General features: G+C 40.6%; 15 protein-coding genes. 13 read left to right on the top strand and 2 right to left on the bottom strand.

Annotated elements, in window-relative coordinates:
- Positions 1-63: 63 nt before the first annotated feature.
- The 11 genes from KK487_RS09195 to adk all read left to right on the top strand — a co-directional run bounded on the left by KK487_RS09195 (position 64) and on the right by adk (position 10,340).
- On the top strand, positions 64-501 hold the full coding sequence (locus tag KK487_RS09195; RefSeq protein ID WP_215521716.1) for an HvfA family oxazolone/thioamide-modified RiPP metallophore: 438 nt from the start codon (positions 64-66) through the stop codon (positions 499-501).
- 64 nt (positions 502-565) lie between these two features.
- On the top strand, positions 566-1,423 hold the full coding sequence (locus KK487_RS09190) for an HvfB family MNIO-type RiPP peptide maturase (protein WP_036954347.1): 858 nt from the start codon (positions 566-568) through the stop codon (positions 1,421-1,423).
- 54 nt (positions 1,424-1,477) lie between these two features.
- Positions 1,478-2,230, top strand: coding sequence for an HvfC family RiPP maturation protein (locus KK487_RS09185; RefSeq protein WP_036954349.1), 753 nt, complete (start codon positions 1,478-1,480; stop codon positions 2,228-2,230).
- A 72-nt stretch (positions 2,231-2,302) separates the two neighbouring features.
- A complete protein-coding gene (locus tag KK487_RS18595) occupies positions 2,303-2,425 on the top strand; it encodes a hypothetical protein (protein WP_255314607.1) in 123 nt (40 codons plus the stop codon).
- 161 nt (positions 2,426-2,586) lie between these two features.
- Positions 2,587-3,132 (top strand): adenine phosphoribosyltransferase, encoded by a 546-nt coding sequence (gene apt, locus KK487_RS09180; protein ID WP_013465193.1) that lies wholly within the window; start codon positions 2,587-2,589, stop codon positions 3,130-3,132.
- Positions 3,133-3,135: 3 nt separating this feature from the next.
- On the top strand, positions 3,136-5,469 hold the full coding sequence (gene dnaX / locus KK487_RS09175; protein WP_215521715.1) for a DNA polymerase III subunit gamma/tau: 2,334 nt from the start codon (positions 3,136-3,138) through the stop codon (positions 5,467-5,469).
- A gap of 60 nt (positions 5,470-5,529) precedes the next feature.
- Entirely contained in the window at positions 5,530-5,856 is a 327-nt protein-coding gene (locus tag KK487_RS09170) for a YbaB/EbfC family nucleoid-associated protein (RefSeq protein ID WP_013465191.1), read from the top strand.
- Between the two features lie 6 nt (positions 5,857-5,862).
- Positions 5,863-6,471: a recombination mediator RecR gene (recR, locus tag KK487_RS09165; RefSeq protein ID WP_024602877.1), complete on the top strand. Its 609-nt coding sequence runs from the start codon at positions 5,863-5,865 to the stop codon at positions 6,469-6,471.
- 105 nt (positions 6,472-6,576) lie between these two features.
- Positions 6,577-7,290 (top strand): RluA family pseudouridine synthase, encoded by a 714-nt coding sequence (locus tag KK487_RS09160; RefSeq protein WP_036954357.1) that lies wholly within the window; start codon positions 6,577-6,579, stop codon positions 7,288-7,290.
- Positions 7,291-7,419: 129 nt separating this feature from the next.
- The gene (gene htpG / locus KK487_RS09155) at positions 7,420-9,333 is read left to right on the top strand and encodes a molecular chaperone HtpG (RefSeq protein WP_036954359.1); all 1,914 of its coding nucleotides are present in this window, start codon (positions 7,420-7,422) and stop codon (positions 9,331-9,333) included.
- Between the two features lie 362 nt (positions 9,334-9,695).
- Positions 9,696-10,340, top strand: a complete 645-nt coding sequence (adk, locus tag KK487_RS09150; RefSeq protein WP_013465187.1) for an adenylate kinase — start codon at positions 9,696-9,698, stop codon at positions 10,338-10,340.
- Positions 10,341-10,415: 75 nt separating this feature from the next.
- Here adk and tpx read toward each other — a convergent pair whose 3' ends face one another.
- Entirely contained in the window at positions 10,416-10,997 is a 582-nt protein-coding gene (gene tpx / locus KK487_RS09145) for a thiol peroxidase (protein ID WP_036954362.1), read from the bottom strand.
- Positions 10,998-11,218: 221 nt separating this feature from the next.
- Between tpx and KK487_RS09140 the strand changes: the two genes are divergently transcribed.
- Positions 11,219-12,223 (top strand): response regulator, encoded by a 1,005-nt coding sequence (locus tag KK487_RS09140; protein WP_013465185.1) that lies wholly within the window; start codon positions 11,219-11,221, stop codon positions 12,221-12,223.
- Between the two features lie 6 nt (positions 12,224-12,229).
- On the top strand, positions 12,230-13,201 hold the full coding sequence (locus KK487_RS09135; protein WP_013465184.1) for a sensor domain-containing diguanylate cyclase: 972 nt from the start codon (positions 12,230-12,232) through the stop codon (positions 13,199-13,201).
- 10 nt (positions 13,202-13,211) lie between these two features.
- Here the strand turns inward: KK487_RS09135 and KK487_RS09130 are convergent, their stop codons facing one another.
- Positions 13,212-14,093, bottom strand: a complete 882-nt coding sequence (locus KK487_RS09130; protein ID WP_013465183.1) for a universal stress protein — start codon at positions 14,091-14,093, stop codon at positions 13,212-13,214.

Genomic DNA, 14,093 nt, shown 5'->3' with positions numbered 1-14,093 from the left:
TTTTTAGTTTTATGCAGGTCTACTTGTATAATGATGTTCAACAAGTTTAGAAGGTAATAAAAAATGAATACAATAAAGAAAAATTCAATTGCATTAACACTCGGCGCAGTGGTTGTTGGCAGTGCAAGTATGGCCAGTGCAGATGTACAAGCCAACCCATTTGAATTTCAACAAATGGTAGCTGGTTATCAATTAGACGCTGGTGAAGGCAAGTGCGGCGAAGGTAAATGTGGCGGCGACGCTAAAGCGAAAAAAGAAGGCAAGTGCGGCGAAGGTAAATGCGGCGGTGATGCTAAAGCGAAAAAAGAAGGCAAGTGCGGCGAAGGTAAATGCGGCGGTGATGCTAAGGCCAAAAAAGAAGGCAAGTGCGGCGAAGGTAAATGCGGCGGTGATGCTAAGGCCAAAAAAGAAGGCAAGTGCGGCGAAGGTAAATGCGGCGGTGATGCTAAGGCTAAAAAAGAAGGCAAGTGCGGCGAAGGTAAATGTGGTGGTAGCCACTAAACTTTTCTTTTTCAGATAAGTGAGAGGGCCATTAGGCCCTTTTTATTTAATATGAGGTTTTATTATGGCTCAAAATCAAACGCCTAACTTTGGCATGGTCGGTTTAGGCTTGCGAAGAGAAATGCTAGATGAGCTTGAGCATGCCATACCAAAACAAATTGAGTTTATGGAAGTGGCCCCAGAGAACTGGTTAAAGCTAGGTGGGCGCTTTGAAAAGCAATTTAAGCAGTTAACCAATACTAATTATTTTGTTTGCCATGGTTTATCTCTTTCTATTGGCTCACCTGAGCCGCTCGATATTGAATTTATAAAGTCGTTAAAATCTTTCTTTGATAACCACGATATTAAAGCTTATAGCGAACATTTAAGCTATTGCTCAGGTAAAGGCCATATGTATGACTTAATGCCAATTCCTTTTACTGAGGAGGCGGTTAACCATGTTGTTTCTCGGGTTAAACAGGTACAAGATATTTTAGAACGCCCGCTAGCGCTGGAAAATGTGTCTTATTATGGTGCCCCTGGTCAGCAGCTATCAGAGCTTGAATTTACCAATGCTATTTTAGAAGACGCAGACTGCCAGTTGCTATTAGACGTTAATAATATTTATGTGAACTCGATTAATCATGGTTATGATGCACAAGCGTTTTTAAGTGGGCTACCAACTAATAAAATTGCCTATTGTCATGTTGCAGGCCACTACAATGAAGCCGAGGACTTGATTATAGATACTCATGGCGCCGATGTTATTGATCCCGTATGGCAGTTGCTTGATAGCGCTTATGAAACACATGGTGTATTTCCGACGCTGTTAGAGCGGGACTTTAATATTCCACCTATTAACGTGTTAACCAAAGAGCTGGATATAATTCATCAATTACAAGCAAAGCACCTGCAGCTGTTATCCACTGAGCAAAGTGCTTAAACAGTCCTATGCAGCTAGTAATAACAACAGCATGGTTTTAAAAGAGTATTAACTATGAGTTTTATCGATATTCAAAATGAGTTTATGGCTCATATTCGCCAGCCCAACACGAACCCTTGCCCAGCAGATGTTGAAGACAGACGTATGGCTATTTATCGGGAGCTTTTTTTTAATAATATTAATGGCTTTGTTTCATCTGCATTTCCAGTTTTAAAAACACTCTATAGTGAGCAACAGTGGCTATTACTGGTTCGTCAATTTTTTAGTGAACATGATTGCCAGTCTCCTTACTTTTTAGATATTGCTGAAGAGTTTATAACGTATTTAATGACAAGTTATGTGCCCAAAGAGTGCGACCCTGTGTTTATGCTAGCGCTGGCGCATTATGAATGGATTGAGCTTGATGTATCGGTAACTCAGGCTGACTTGGATGAGAGCGAACTGGTAACGAATCAATTAACTCAAAGCCCTTTATATTTATCTAAAACGGCACGTAACTTAAGCTATGAATTCCCCGTACAACATATTAGCGAAGCGTTTCAACCGCAACAGCCCTCTGAGCAGCCACATTATTTTGTGGTGTACAGAGATAAAGACGATGAAGTACAATTTTTAGCAACTAATGCGATGACCGCCATGCTTTTGTCTATTATTGACAATAACGCAGGAAGCACATTTGCGCATGTTTGCCAGCAAGTCAGTGAAAATGCACCTCAATTTAGCCTTGAGCAAATAACTCAAGGCGCATTAAGTACCCTAACGGCTATGGCACAGCGTCAAATTATAGTGACAAAAAATCAAGATTAAGCTCTTTATAGATTATTTCACATCGTCTATTATAACGCCTTTATTTGTTGTGCTTAATAAAAGGTTGTACCGATGTCAGATGATAAAGAGTTTAAAGACCCGTTTAATGCGGCTTACTTTTTTGCATTTTTAGCCGTGTTTGCTGGAATAGGGTGTTTAAATGCTATTTTAGGTTGGATCACCAGCTTGACGTAATTTTTGCTTTATTTCATAGGGCTGTTGTTTTCATCAGCCTTATATTTTTTTATCTTGTTTACCCTTCCTGAATTTTTATAACTACCGCAAACTCGCAATTTACGCTCACTTAAGGTTATAATCACCTGCTTTGTAATATGAACCATTGAGCAGTTAAAATTATGACTCAAGTAACACCAGCAATTATCAAAAACAGCATTACTACAATTGCTGATTACCCTAAAGCGGGCATTATGTTTCGCGATGTAACAACCCTAATGGCAAACCCTGAAGCGTTTAAAGCAACCATAGATGCATTTATTAACGCCTATAAAGATCAAGGTTTTACTAAAATTATTGGCACAGAATCGCGTGGCTTTATTTTTGGTGCACCGCTATCTTATGCCTTGGGAATTCCTTTTATCCCTGTTCGTAAACCTGGTAAATTACCGCGCGAAGTTATTCGCCAAGATTACCAACTCGAATATGGTGAAGATACATTAGAGCTTCATACTGATGCGATTGTAGCCGGTGATAAAGTATTGCTTGTTGACGACTTGTTGGCGACCGGTGGTACAATTGAAGCAACAGCCAAGTTGGTTGCAAAATTAGGCGGCAACGCCACAGATGCAGCATTCGTCGTATCGTTACCTGAACTAGGTGGGGAGCAGCGTGTTGAAAAAATGGGTATTAAAATCCTAAAATTGGTTGAATTCGAAGGCGAATAATCGATGAGTTATCAGGTTCTAGCGAGAAAATGGCGTCCTCAAACCTTTCATGAATTGGTTGGGCAGTCTCATGTTAAACAAGCGCTGGTTAATGCGCTGAATCAAAATAGACTGCATCACGCTTATTTATTCACTGGAACCCGTGGTGTTGGTAAAACGACCATTGCGCGTATTTTTGCTAAAAGCTTAAATTGTGATGAGGGCATTTCTGCCACCCCATGTGGTCAATGTAGTAGCTGTGTTGATATAGAAGCAGGGCGCTACATTGATTTACTCGAAATAGATGCGGCCTCACGCACAAAAGTTGAAGATACTCGCGAAATACTCGATAACGTTCAATATGCGCCAACCCGCGGACGCTACAAAGTGTACTTAATTGATGAAGTACACATGTTGTCAAAGCACAGCTTTAATGCCTTATTAAAAACGCTCGAAGAACCACCTGAGCATGTAAAGTTTTTACTGGCGACCACCGATCCACAAAAATTACCGGTAACTATTTTATCGCGCTGTTTACAGTTTAATTTAAATGCCTTGTCGCAAGCTGAAATTAAGCAACAGCTTGAGCATGTTCTTACACAAGAACAGCTCAATTTTGATAATGATGCCCTAAGTATTATTGCTAAAGCAGCCGATGGCAGTATGCGAGATGCGCTGAGCCTGACCGATCAGGCTATTGCTCAAACAAATGGCGATATTAATAATCAAGCTGTTCAAGCCATGCTTGGTTTAATGGATACCCATTATAGTCAGAGTTTACTCGCTGCATTACTCGCGCAGGATGGCGCAGCCTTAATGGCTGAAGTTGCCCAAGTCGCGAGCAGAAATCCTAATTACATTGCACTACTTGATGACTTAATTGCACTTACGCATATTATTCAATTAAGCCAATTAGTGCCTGAAGCGGCAGCACTTGATAGCAATAATGCTGACTACATTAAGCATGTTGCAGCGCACACTCATGCTCAGCAAATTCAAGTGTATTATCAGTTATTACTGAATGGCAAAAAAGATTTACAGTGGGCGCCTGAGCCACGCTTAGGGTTTGAGATGATTATGCTACGATTGTTAGCATTTCAACCTGAGCACTCACAAACGACGCATTCAGCACCTAGCTCGCAACCCGCGCCAGAGCAAAATGCCACAGGGCGTACCAATGCATTGCGTGATATTTTAAATAAAAATAAACCAGCGCAGAGCAATAGCACTGAAAGTCAGCCATCAATACATAATCCACAGCCAATAGAGGCTGCTAAGCCTGAGGTTTCGCGCTCTGATAATAGCCGGACTCACATTGAGCAAGAGTCAACGCAAAGTCAGCCAAACGTGTCTGATACAACGCCAATGAGCGATGAACAAGCGCAGCGTCAAAGCGAAGATGATGCCTACATGCAGCACAGCGATGTAGAACAAACCATTGCAGCGCAATACGATGATGTAATGAGTAGCGCGGTTGACCAAGGATTTAATCCTGAGCTATCAAACGTACCTAGTAGCACTGAGCATTCAGCGCCAACAATGGGCGAGCAAGAAGCACGTGCACAGTCTGCAATAGCGCGTATTTTACGTGACAGAAATATTTCCGGTGCGGGTAAACTGTCAAGCGCAGCAACCGAAAAACCTGTTGTGCCAAAATCGACCCCTGCTAGGCCCGTCGATAAACCTATTAGCAATACACCTCAAGCTGTAGGGCAGGAGCCGCCTCCATGGGATAGTGAGACGGGTGATGAGTTACCAAAAAAGCCAGCGCTCCCCATGTCAGGGAGCAAGCCACAGGTAAGCACTAAACCTGCAAATAAAGTTGACTTTAAAGCAAAGCATCAAACAATTACCGAAAATCTTGCACCTGAGCTATTAGAGCAAATTAATCCGCAAAAACCGGCTCCAGTTGTTGAACAAGCACCAAGTATTCCGGTGCCGGATGATTTTCAAAGCCCCATCAGTGAAATTAGATTTGCCCATCAACAAGATGAATGGGCTTATTTAATTAAGCGAATGGGGCTTGGCGGGCGCATGCGCCAGTTTGCCTTGCATTCAATTTTTACCAAGCAAGACAATCATTTTCATATTGAAGTCGATGAATCGCAAAAGCATTTAGATACGCCTATGCTGCGCCAAAAGTTAAATGTGGCGTTATCGACTATTTATGGGCATAACGTTGAGCTAAATATCGACTTTGCCAGTGGGGTGATTGACTCGCCTTATCTGATTCAACAAAAAATTGATGCAGGTCGTCACCAGCAAGCGATTGATGTGATCATAAGTGATGAAAATATAGTACAATTTCAACAGCTATTTAGCGCTGAAATTGACGAAAACAGTATTCAGGCATTGTAATTAACTATCAGTGCCCTTATTTATACTTCAGTTAATGTATTAAAAGAAAGAGAGACGATTATGTTTAAAGGTGGAATGGGTAACATGATGAAGCAAGCGCAGCAAATGCAAGAGCGCATGCAAAAAGCCCAAGAAGAAATCGCAACAATGGAAGTCGTTGGTGAAGCTGGTGCCGGTTTAGTTAAAGTAACCATGCTTGGTAACCACAACGTGCGCCGTGTTGAGCTTGATGAAAGCTTAATGGAAGACGACAAAGACATGATTGAAGATTTATTAGCTGCAGCATGTAACGATGCTGTGCGCCGTGTTGCCGATGAAACGCAAGAACGCATGGGTAAAGTGACAGGCGGTATGCAGTTACCACCTGGTATGAAAATGCCGTTCTAAGCAACTATGCAACTTTCAGATAGTTTAACATCGCTTATTGAAGCACTGCGATGTCAGCCCGGCATCGGTCCGAAGTCTGCCCAGCGTATTGCGTTTCATTTGTTAGAGCGCGACCGTAAAGGCGGTGCTCAACTTGGTAATGCCTTGACTAAAGCAATGAGCGCTGTAGGTCATTGCCAATCGTGCCGCACATTTACCGAGCAGGCGCAGTGTGATATTTGCTTAAGCACTAAACGCCAAGACAGTGGTATTTTATGTGTTGTTGAATCGCCAACGGATGTACTCGCCATTGAGCAAACAGGTCAATACAAAGGGCTTTACTTTGTATTAATGGGGCATTTATCACCGATTGATGGCATAGGGCCTAAAGAAATTGGCCTTGATGTACTCGAGCAAAAGCTTGCGCAAGGCGGTATTAATGAAGTCATTTTAGCCACAAATCCTTCGGTTGAAGGCGAAACAACGGCGCATTATATTGCTCAGCTTTGCCACAAAAACAATGTGGGTGCATCGCGTATTGCTCATGGTATTCCTGTTGGTGGTGAGCTTGATTTAGTCGATGGAATGACGCTTATGCATGCATTTAGCGGTAGGCGATTAGTCAGCCATGAATAGTTTATTTTAAGCTTAACTATTTGAACTTACTTTAAAAGCCTACATACATGCTGTAGGCTTTTTTGTTGGCTTTAATTGCAATACAAACAAAAGTTTAAGGATGATATGGCTGCAATAACCCAAAGTGCTAATGTGATTGTTGATGACTTTATCGCACCTGTTTGCCATGAACACATAAAAATTATTTATCAAGATGAGGCGCTTTTAGTGATCAATAAGCCCAGTGGTTTATTGAGTTTGTCGGGTAAAAACTCACTAAATTGGGATTCCGTTCATTATCGCTTAGTCAATGGTCAACAGGGTAAAACAGCCGCCTTTGCAGAAGCAAAGTTACCTCATCGATTAGATTTTGGTACCTCAGGGATCATGCTGGTGGCACTCAATAGTGAGTCGGCAAAAAACCTCAATCAACAATTTCAAAGTCACACCATAAGCAAACGCTATGTCGCTATGTTACAAGGAAAAGTGTGCGATAACCACGGACAAATAAATTACCCGATTGCTAAAGACAAACTCTATTTTCCTCGTGTTAAGTTATGTAACACCACAGGCAAAGCGGCCTTAACACACTACACAGTACTTAAGCGTTTTATTCAACCAATAAAGACGTTAGTGCAATTTACCCCCGTTACTGGTCGAACGCATCAATTACGTATTCATAGTCATGCAATTGGGCATCCTATTTTAGGTTGCGATTTGTATAAAAGTGAACAGAGTGAGCAGATGGCGTCGCGTTTGCAGCTACATGCCAGCGATATATATTTTCATCACCCAAGCACTCAAAAGCCGATGCATTTACACTGTGCCAGCCCATTTTGAACAGATATTGTTTTTATAATATTGTTGTTTTTTGCTGGCAGCTTTTTTTACTTTTTTCCCTTGAAGTTCTGACACCTCCCCCCATATTAAGTGCATAACGCAGACACTTTGCAAATTGGAGATACATAAATGACTGCAGCACAAAAAGAAACATTAGGCTTTCAAACAGAAGTAAAACAATTACTAAACTTAATGATTCACTCGCTTTATTCTAATAAAGAAATATTTTTACGTGAGCTTGTATCAAACGCATCTGATGCAGCCGATAAATTACGCTTTTTAGCGTTATCAAACGGCGACTTATATCAAGGTGATGCTGATTTACGTGTACGTATTAGTGCTGATAAAGAAGCCAATACGGTAACCATTTCTGATAATGGTATTGGTATGACACGTGATGAAGTGATCAGCTCTTTAGGTACAATTGCAAAGTCGGGTACCGCAGAGTTTTTCAAAAACTTAACGGGCGACCAAAGCAAAGATTCACAACTTATTGGTCAATTTGGTGTGGGCTTTTACTCAGCGTTTATTGTTGCTGATGAAGTGACAGTGCGTACCCGTAAAGCAGGCGAGACAACGGCTGTAGAGTGGCAATCAAAAGGTGAAGGTGAATACACGCTGCAAGAAATTGAAAAAGAAGGCCGCGGTACAGACATTATTCTACACCTACGTGAAGAAGAAAAAGAGTACGCAGACGAATGGCGCCTTCGTAGTATCGTGACTAAATACTCTGATCATATTTCTACACCAGTACAAATGTACAAAGCAGAAGTACCAGAGTCTGAAGGCGAAGACGGTGAGAAAATTCCAGCAGTTCCTGGTGAGTGGGAAAGCATTAACCGTGCTACGGCATTATGGACGCGTGATAAGTCTGAAATCTCTGAAGATGAATACAAAGAATTTTACAAGCATGTAAGCCATGACTGGGAAGATCCACTTAGTTGGGGACATAACAAAGTTGAAGGTAAAACTGAATACACCAGTTTGTTATACATTCCGAAAAAAGCGCCGTTTGATTTATGGAACCGCGAGCGCCAAAGTGGCTTAAAATTATACGTGCAACGTGTATTCATTATGGATGATGCTGAGCAGTTTATGCCAAGCTACCTGCGTTTCGTTAAAGGTCTATTAGATTCAAATGATTTACCACTGAACGTATCGCGTGAAATACTTCAAGATAACAAAGTGACCCAAGCTATCCGTAAGGGGTGTACGTCGCGTATTATTAAAATGCTTGAGCGTATGGCGAAAAACAAAGCCGATGATTACCAAACGTTTTGGAATGAATTTGGTCAAGTAATGAAAGAAGGCCCAGCTGAAGATGCGGCTAACAAAGAGAGCATTGCTAAGCTATTACGTTTTGCTTCAACGCATACCGATTCAGACACTCAAGATGTCTCGCTTGAACAATACATTGAGCGTATGAAAGACAGCCAAGATAAAATTTACTATGTTGTTGCTGACTCATTTATTGCAGCTAAAAACTCACCGCATTTAGAGATCTTCCGCAAAAAAGGCATTGAAGTTTTACTACTAAGTGACCGTGTTGATGAGTGGATGATGAGCCACTTAACTGAATTTGCAGACAAGCAATTTCAATCAATTACTCGCGGTGATTTAGATTTAGGCGACTTAGACGACGAAGAAACTAAAAAAGCACAAGAAGAGTCTGAAAAAGAAGTTGCAGGCCTTATTGAGCGTATTAAGACCGCATTAGGTGATGATGTTAAAGAAGTACGCTTTACACATCGTTTAACCGATTCGCCAGCCTGTGTGGTGAGCGACGACAACGACATGAGCTCGCAAATGCAAAAGCTGATGGAGTCAGTAGGTCAAGCAGTGCCAGAAGCTAAACCTGTGTTTGAGCTAAACCCTGAGCATCAGATTGTTAAGCATTTAAATGATGAGCAAGACGAAGATAAATTTGCGCAGTGGTCACATGTATTGCTAGATCAAGCATTACTAGCTGAGCGCGGTACGCTTAAAGATCCAACTGGATTTGTCACTCGCTTAAATAAACTTATGCTTGATTTAAGCAAATAAGTATTAAAAATCAATGATTGAGTAAAAAGGGAACGTTTGTTCCCTTTTTTTATGCGCTGGAGCATAGAGTTTATTGATTTTTAAAGGTTAAATTTGCTGCATAGACGCTGCCCGAAAGGGTCTGTCTGCCTACATGGATGGTGGCAAATGGCGTGAGCAGGACGCAGAAGCTTTGCTCGATTTTTACTCAGCCTACTAAGTAGCAAACATTGCGTCGCGATTAAAGTGCCCCTAGTTTGCACAAATATTAATCCGCAAAGGCCAACAGACTCTAGACAATTAGTATAAGTTACTTGAGTATCTGCGGCGCTTGTGGAAGAATTCAGACTTTAAAATAAACTCTCATATTAGGGGACAATGATATGCGCATTATTCTTTTGGGCGCGCCGGGTGCAGGTAAAGGTACTCAAGCTCAGTTTTTAATGGATAGATACGGTATTCCACAAATTTCTACCGGTGATATGCTACGAGCTGCAATTAAAGAGGGCACACCACTTGGCCTTGAAGCAAAAAAAGTAATGGACGCAGGTCAGTTAATTTCTGATGACATCATCATTGGCCTTGTTAAAGAGCGCATTGCAAAACCTGATTGTGAGAAAGGCTTTTTACTTGATGGCTTCCCACGTACCATTCCACAAGCTGATGCAATGAAAGATAATGGCGTTGTCGTTGATCACGTTATTGAATTTGATGTTGCTGATGAAGTGATTGTTGAGCGTATGGGTGGCCGTCGTGTTCATCCTGGTTCTGGTCGTGTTTATCATGTTGTTTACAATCCACCAAAAGAGGAAGGTAAAGACAACGAAACAGGCGAAGAGCTTATTATCCGTGCGGATGACACAGAAGAGACAGTTCGTAAACGCTTAGGCATTTACCATGAGCAAACAATGCCATTGGTTGACTACTACCAAGCAGAAGCGCAAGCGGGTAATACGCAGTACCATAAATTAGACGGTACTCAAGCGGTTGAAGCAGTAAGCAAGCAACTAGCTGAGCTTTTGGGTTAATTTTTATCTAAAATTAAAAGCATAATTAAAAAAAAACCGCTTCATAGCGGTTTTTTATTATCTGAAATTCGACCTTTAAAGCGTTTTAAGCTTTTCAATAACGCTATCGTATTCAGGCTCGGTTGATAAGCTAGTAACTAATTGTTTATATATAACTTTATGGCTTTTATCGAGAATAAAAACAGCGCGAGTAAGTAACCCCATATCTTTAATTATTAACCCATACTTTTGGCCAAAATCACGCCATACAGAATCAGACAGTGTCGTAACTTTATCGATATTTTCTGCTTTGCAAAAACGTTTTTGTGCAAAAGGTAGGTCGGCACTAATCGTCAACATGGCCACGCCAGGAAACTGTTGCGCTACTTTTTCATTAAAATGCTTTGTTTGTAGGCTACAAATGCCAGTATCTAAGCTTGGTACTACGCTGATTAATACAGCTTGCCCTTGGTAATTTTCTAATGTAATGGCAGTAAAGCTGTCGTCGACCACTTTAAAATTTGGCGCATCAGCACCGACTTTGAGGCCTTGGCCTAGTAACGTAACAGGTTTACCTTGCGCTGTTACTTTTCCTGCATCTAAGGTGTTTTCAGGTAACTCTGATGCAAAACTAGTGCAACAAAATAGGCTCAATGCAAAGGCTAATGAACGACGCATGGATTTTTTCCTTTTAAGAATTAACGTAATAGTGGTGAGTGTATTATACTGTGATGGAGTTACCAAGCAGAATAATTGACGCGTTTATTTTTCCCTAAAATTGTAAATAAGCAATACTTTGATTACTATGTATATATAAGAAATAGGTATTAATTAATAATATCCGTGCCTTTATTTTTTGCGGTGTCAGCGTACAACAAGTTTTAAAATAGAGAGATAATATGTCAACATCGGTTTTAATTTGTGATGATTCAAAACTAGCTAGACGTCAATTAGCTCGCTCTTTACCCGATGATTGGGATATTAAAGTTGAATTTGCATGTGACGGTGTAGACTGCATAAAACAAATAACTAAAGCCCAGCCTGAAATTCTTTTCCTTGATTTAAATATGCCAGAAATGGACGGCTATGGCGTGCTTGCTGCAATGAAAGAGCAAGGACTCGACGTTCTCACTGTTGTGGTATCAGGCGATATTCAACCGAGTGCGCATCAACGTGTGCTTGAGCTTGGCGCCATAGATTTTATTCAAAAACCGTGTTCCCCCGAAAAGCTTGCTGCCATTATTGAACATCATGGTATTAGAGATAGAGCACTGCGTGAACGCATGTCTCACTCGTTAGGTGAACAAGTTGACCCTGATGTTCGTGATATATATCAAGAGCTGACTAATGTTGCCATGGGTCAAGCGGGAGATTTACTTGCAAGACTGCTTAATGTATTTGTTAAGTTACCCATTCCTAATGTTAATGTTTTAGAAGTCAGTGAGCTCAACATGGCGTTAAGCTCTGTTGATACCAATGATACTACATCGGGTATTTGCCAAGGCTTTATAGGTGGCGGGGTATCTGGCGAGGCATTATTACTTTTAAATGACTCTAGTTTTAAAGAAATAGCCTCACTGATGAATTACGAAGGTGAACTAAACGACAAGGTTGAGTTAGAGTTGCTAATGGATGTAAGTAACATTTTAATAGGCGCTATTTTAACCGGCTTGTCAAAACAGCTCGACATGACCTTTAGCCAAGGGCATCCAATAGTTTTGGGGCAGCATCGGGACGTTTCTGAACTTGTTCAGTCGAATAAGTCGCGCTGGCAACGGACTCTAGCCATAGAAATAAGTTACGGTATTGAAAATCATGATATTAGTTGTGATTTAATGTTGCTCTTTACTGAAGATTCACTAAAAACTTTGAAATACAAAGTTGCTTATCTACTAGAAGATTAAATATTTATGCCAGCTGATTTAGATTTGAATGAAATCCATTGGTTAATGGATATGTTTAATACGGTTGATGTCGGTCTTGTTGTACTCGATCGAGAATACAAAGTGCATGTATGGAATGGTTTTATGGAAAATCATTCTGGTTTGTTACCGAGCGCTGTAAAAGACAAAGACTTATTTGATTTATTTCCGGCCATTGATGAAAAATGGTTTAGAAGTAAATCTGAGTCAGTGTTTGTATTAAAGAATCGTTCATTTACTATTTGGGAGCAGCAGCCGTATATTTTTCGTTTTAAAAACTACCGACCAATTACCGGTAAAGCGGACTATATGTATCAAAATGCCACGTTTATTCCACTTACCAATGTGCGAGGCGAAGTCGAGCATATTTGTATTATTATTTACGATGTGACAGATATTGCGGTTAACAAAAAAGAACTAGAAGAGTTAAATAAAAAACTAGAACAAGTAAGCCAAACAGATAGTTTAACCCAGCTTGCCAATAGAGGGCATTGGGAGCACTTACTGCACCAAGAATTTTTACGAACGAAGCGAAACGAAGGTTGTTGCTCGTTATTAATTTTTGATATTGACCACTTTAAAAAGGTAAATGATGATTTTGGACACAGTGCTGGAGATGAAGCACTTCGTCATATAGCGAGTTTACTGAAAACTGCATTGCGTGAAACAGACATTGCTGGGCGATACGGCGGTGAAGAGTTTGTTGTTACTTTATTAGATACCGATAAACAAGGGGCGATTGTATTTGCTGAACGTTTACGCCAATTAATTGAAACCTCTCCGGCGAAATACAATGAGCACACGGTGCATATGGCCATTAGTGTGGGTATTGCGTGTTTTGATGATCAGTTTAAAGATCACGAACGATGGATTGAAGCTGCCGATAAAGCGCTTTATCATTCAAAAGAAACAGGTCGAAATAAAGTGTCGGTATACGCTGATATAAAAAATGATGCTTAGGCATCATTTTTTAATTGGGGGGTAAAATAAGCAAGTCAGTTTTAAGTAAGCGCATTATTTTTTCTGCAGTATTACCAATGAGTTTTGCTTTAATTCCTACATTCCCAACAGATCCTATAATCACTAAATCAGCATTGAGCTTGGCCGCTAAGCTTGGGATCACCTGCTCAGGTAAACCCGCTTTAATATAAAGTTTGTCGCGTAAGTTATTATCAATAATGAGTTGTTGCTGTGATTGAGGTAATTTCTCAAAGGCATTGACTAGTTGCTCTTCTGAAAATACTAAGCCTAAATCTCTTAATATTGGAGAAATATACACTGTGTAGCCGGCATAAAATTCACAGTCTGTTCGCTGTGCGTATGCTAGGCCATATTTAATAATTGACTGATTAAGCTTATGTTTTGCGGTTTTTTCGCTGGCTAAATCAAGTGCGGCGAGTATGTTGGTATGCTTGCGCCATTTGTTATCTGCCGCTAAATACAAAGCGATGGGCGTAAAGCGGATAAGTTGCCAATCAAGTTCACTAAATTGGCTGTCGCTGTCGATATGGCGTGTTTTTATCACCATTTCGTAATCATCAGTATTAATATCTTCGTTAAGCCACTGCTCGGGGGCTTCATGCCATGCGGTTTGAAAGGTATAACTGCAACCCTCCAGTTCTGCGCTAATCAGTGGCTCCAACTGTGCCCTTAATGATGAAAGGCATTTATCTTGGAGTGAAAGCAATTGTTCTGGCGACAGAGAAAATAAAATATTGCCGGTTTCTTCAAAGCTAAATGCAACAATATCAATATGTTTATTGCCTTGCAGCGCTTTTTGTTTAGCATGCTGCAATGACGTTTTTGCAAATTCAACCGAATCAATCAGTACAAGAAGCTTTTTTTTGTCCAT

The organism is Pseudoalteromonas sp. SiA1 (genome assembly GCF_018732205.1).
In the GTDB taxonomy this organism is placed as follows: Bacteria; Pseudomonadota; Gammaproteobacteria; order Enterobacterales; family Alteromonadaceae; genus Pseudoalteromonas; species Pseudoalteromonas tetraodonis.
This window is presented reverse-complemented; position numbering and strand designations above follow the sequence as displayed.

Excerpts from the sequence above, each read along its gene's own strand:
- KK487_RS09195 (WP_215521716.1), top strand. The coding sequence starts at position 64 with ATGAATACAATAAAGAAAAATTCAATTGCATTAACACTCGGCGCAGTG.
- KK487_RS09190 (WP_036954347.1), top strand. The coding sequence starts at position 566 with ATGGCTCAAAATCAAACGCCTAACTTTGGCATGGTCGGTTTAGGCTTG.
- KK487_RS09185 (WP_036954349.1), top strand. The coding sequence starts at position 1,478 with ATGAGTTTTATCGATATTCAAAATGAGTTTATGGCTCATATTCGCCAG.
- KK487_RS18595 (WP_255314607.1), top strand. The coding sequence starts at position 2,303 with ATGTCAGATGATAAAGAGTTTAAAGACCCGTTTAATGCGGCTTACTTT.
- apt (WP_013465193.1), top strand. The coding sequence starts at position 2,587 with ATGACTCAAGTAACACCAGCAATTATCAAAAACAGCATTACTACAATT.
- dnaX (WP_215521715.1), top strand. The coding sequence starts at position 3,136 with ATGAGTTATCAGGTTCTAGCGAGAAAATGGCGTCCTCAAACCTTTCAT.
- KK487_RS09170 (WP_013465191.1), top strand. The coding sequence starts at position 5,530 with ATGTTTAAAGGTGGAATGGGTAACATGATGAAGCAAGCGCAGCAAATG.
- recR (WP_024602877.1), top strand. The coding sequence starts at position 5,863 with ATGCAACTTTCAGATAGTTTAACATCGCTTATTGAAGCACTGCGATGT.
- KK487_RS09160 (WP_036954357.1), top strand. The coding sequence starts at position 6,577 with ATGGCTGCAATAACCCAAAGTGCTAATGTGATTGTTGATGACTTTATC.
- htpG (WP_036954359.1), top strand. The coding sequence starts at position 7,420 with ATGACTGCAGCACAAAAAGAAACATTAGGCTTTCAAACAGAAGTAAAA.
- adk (WP_013465187.1), top strand. The coding sequence starts at position 9,696 with ATGCGCATTATTCTTTTGGGCGCGCCGGGTGCAGGTAAAGGTACTCAA.
- tpx (WP_036954362.1), bottom strand. The coding sequence starts at position 10,997 with ATGCGTCGTTCATTAGCCTTTGCATTGAGCCTATTTTGTTGCACTAGT.
- KK487_RS09140 (WP_013465185.1), top strand. The coding sequence starts at position 11,219 with ATGTCAACATCGGTTTTAATTTGTGATGATTCAAAACTAGCTAGACGT.
- KK487_RS09135 (WP_013465184.1), top strand. The coding sequence starts at position 12,230 with ATGCCAGCTGATTTAGATTTGAATGAAATCCATTGGTTAATGGATATG.
- KK487_RS09130 (WP_013465183.1), bottom strand. The coding sequence starts at position 14,093 with ATGGACAAAAAAAAGCTTCTTGTACTGATTGATTCGGTTGAATTTGCA.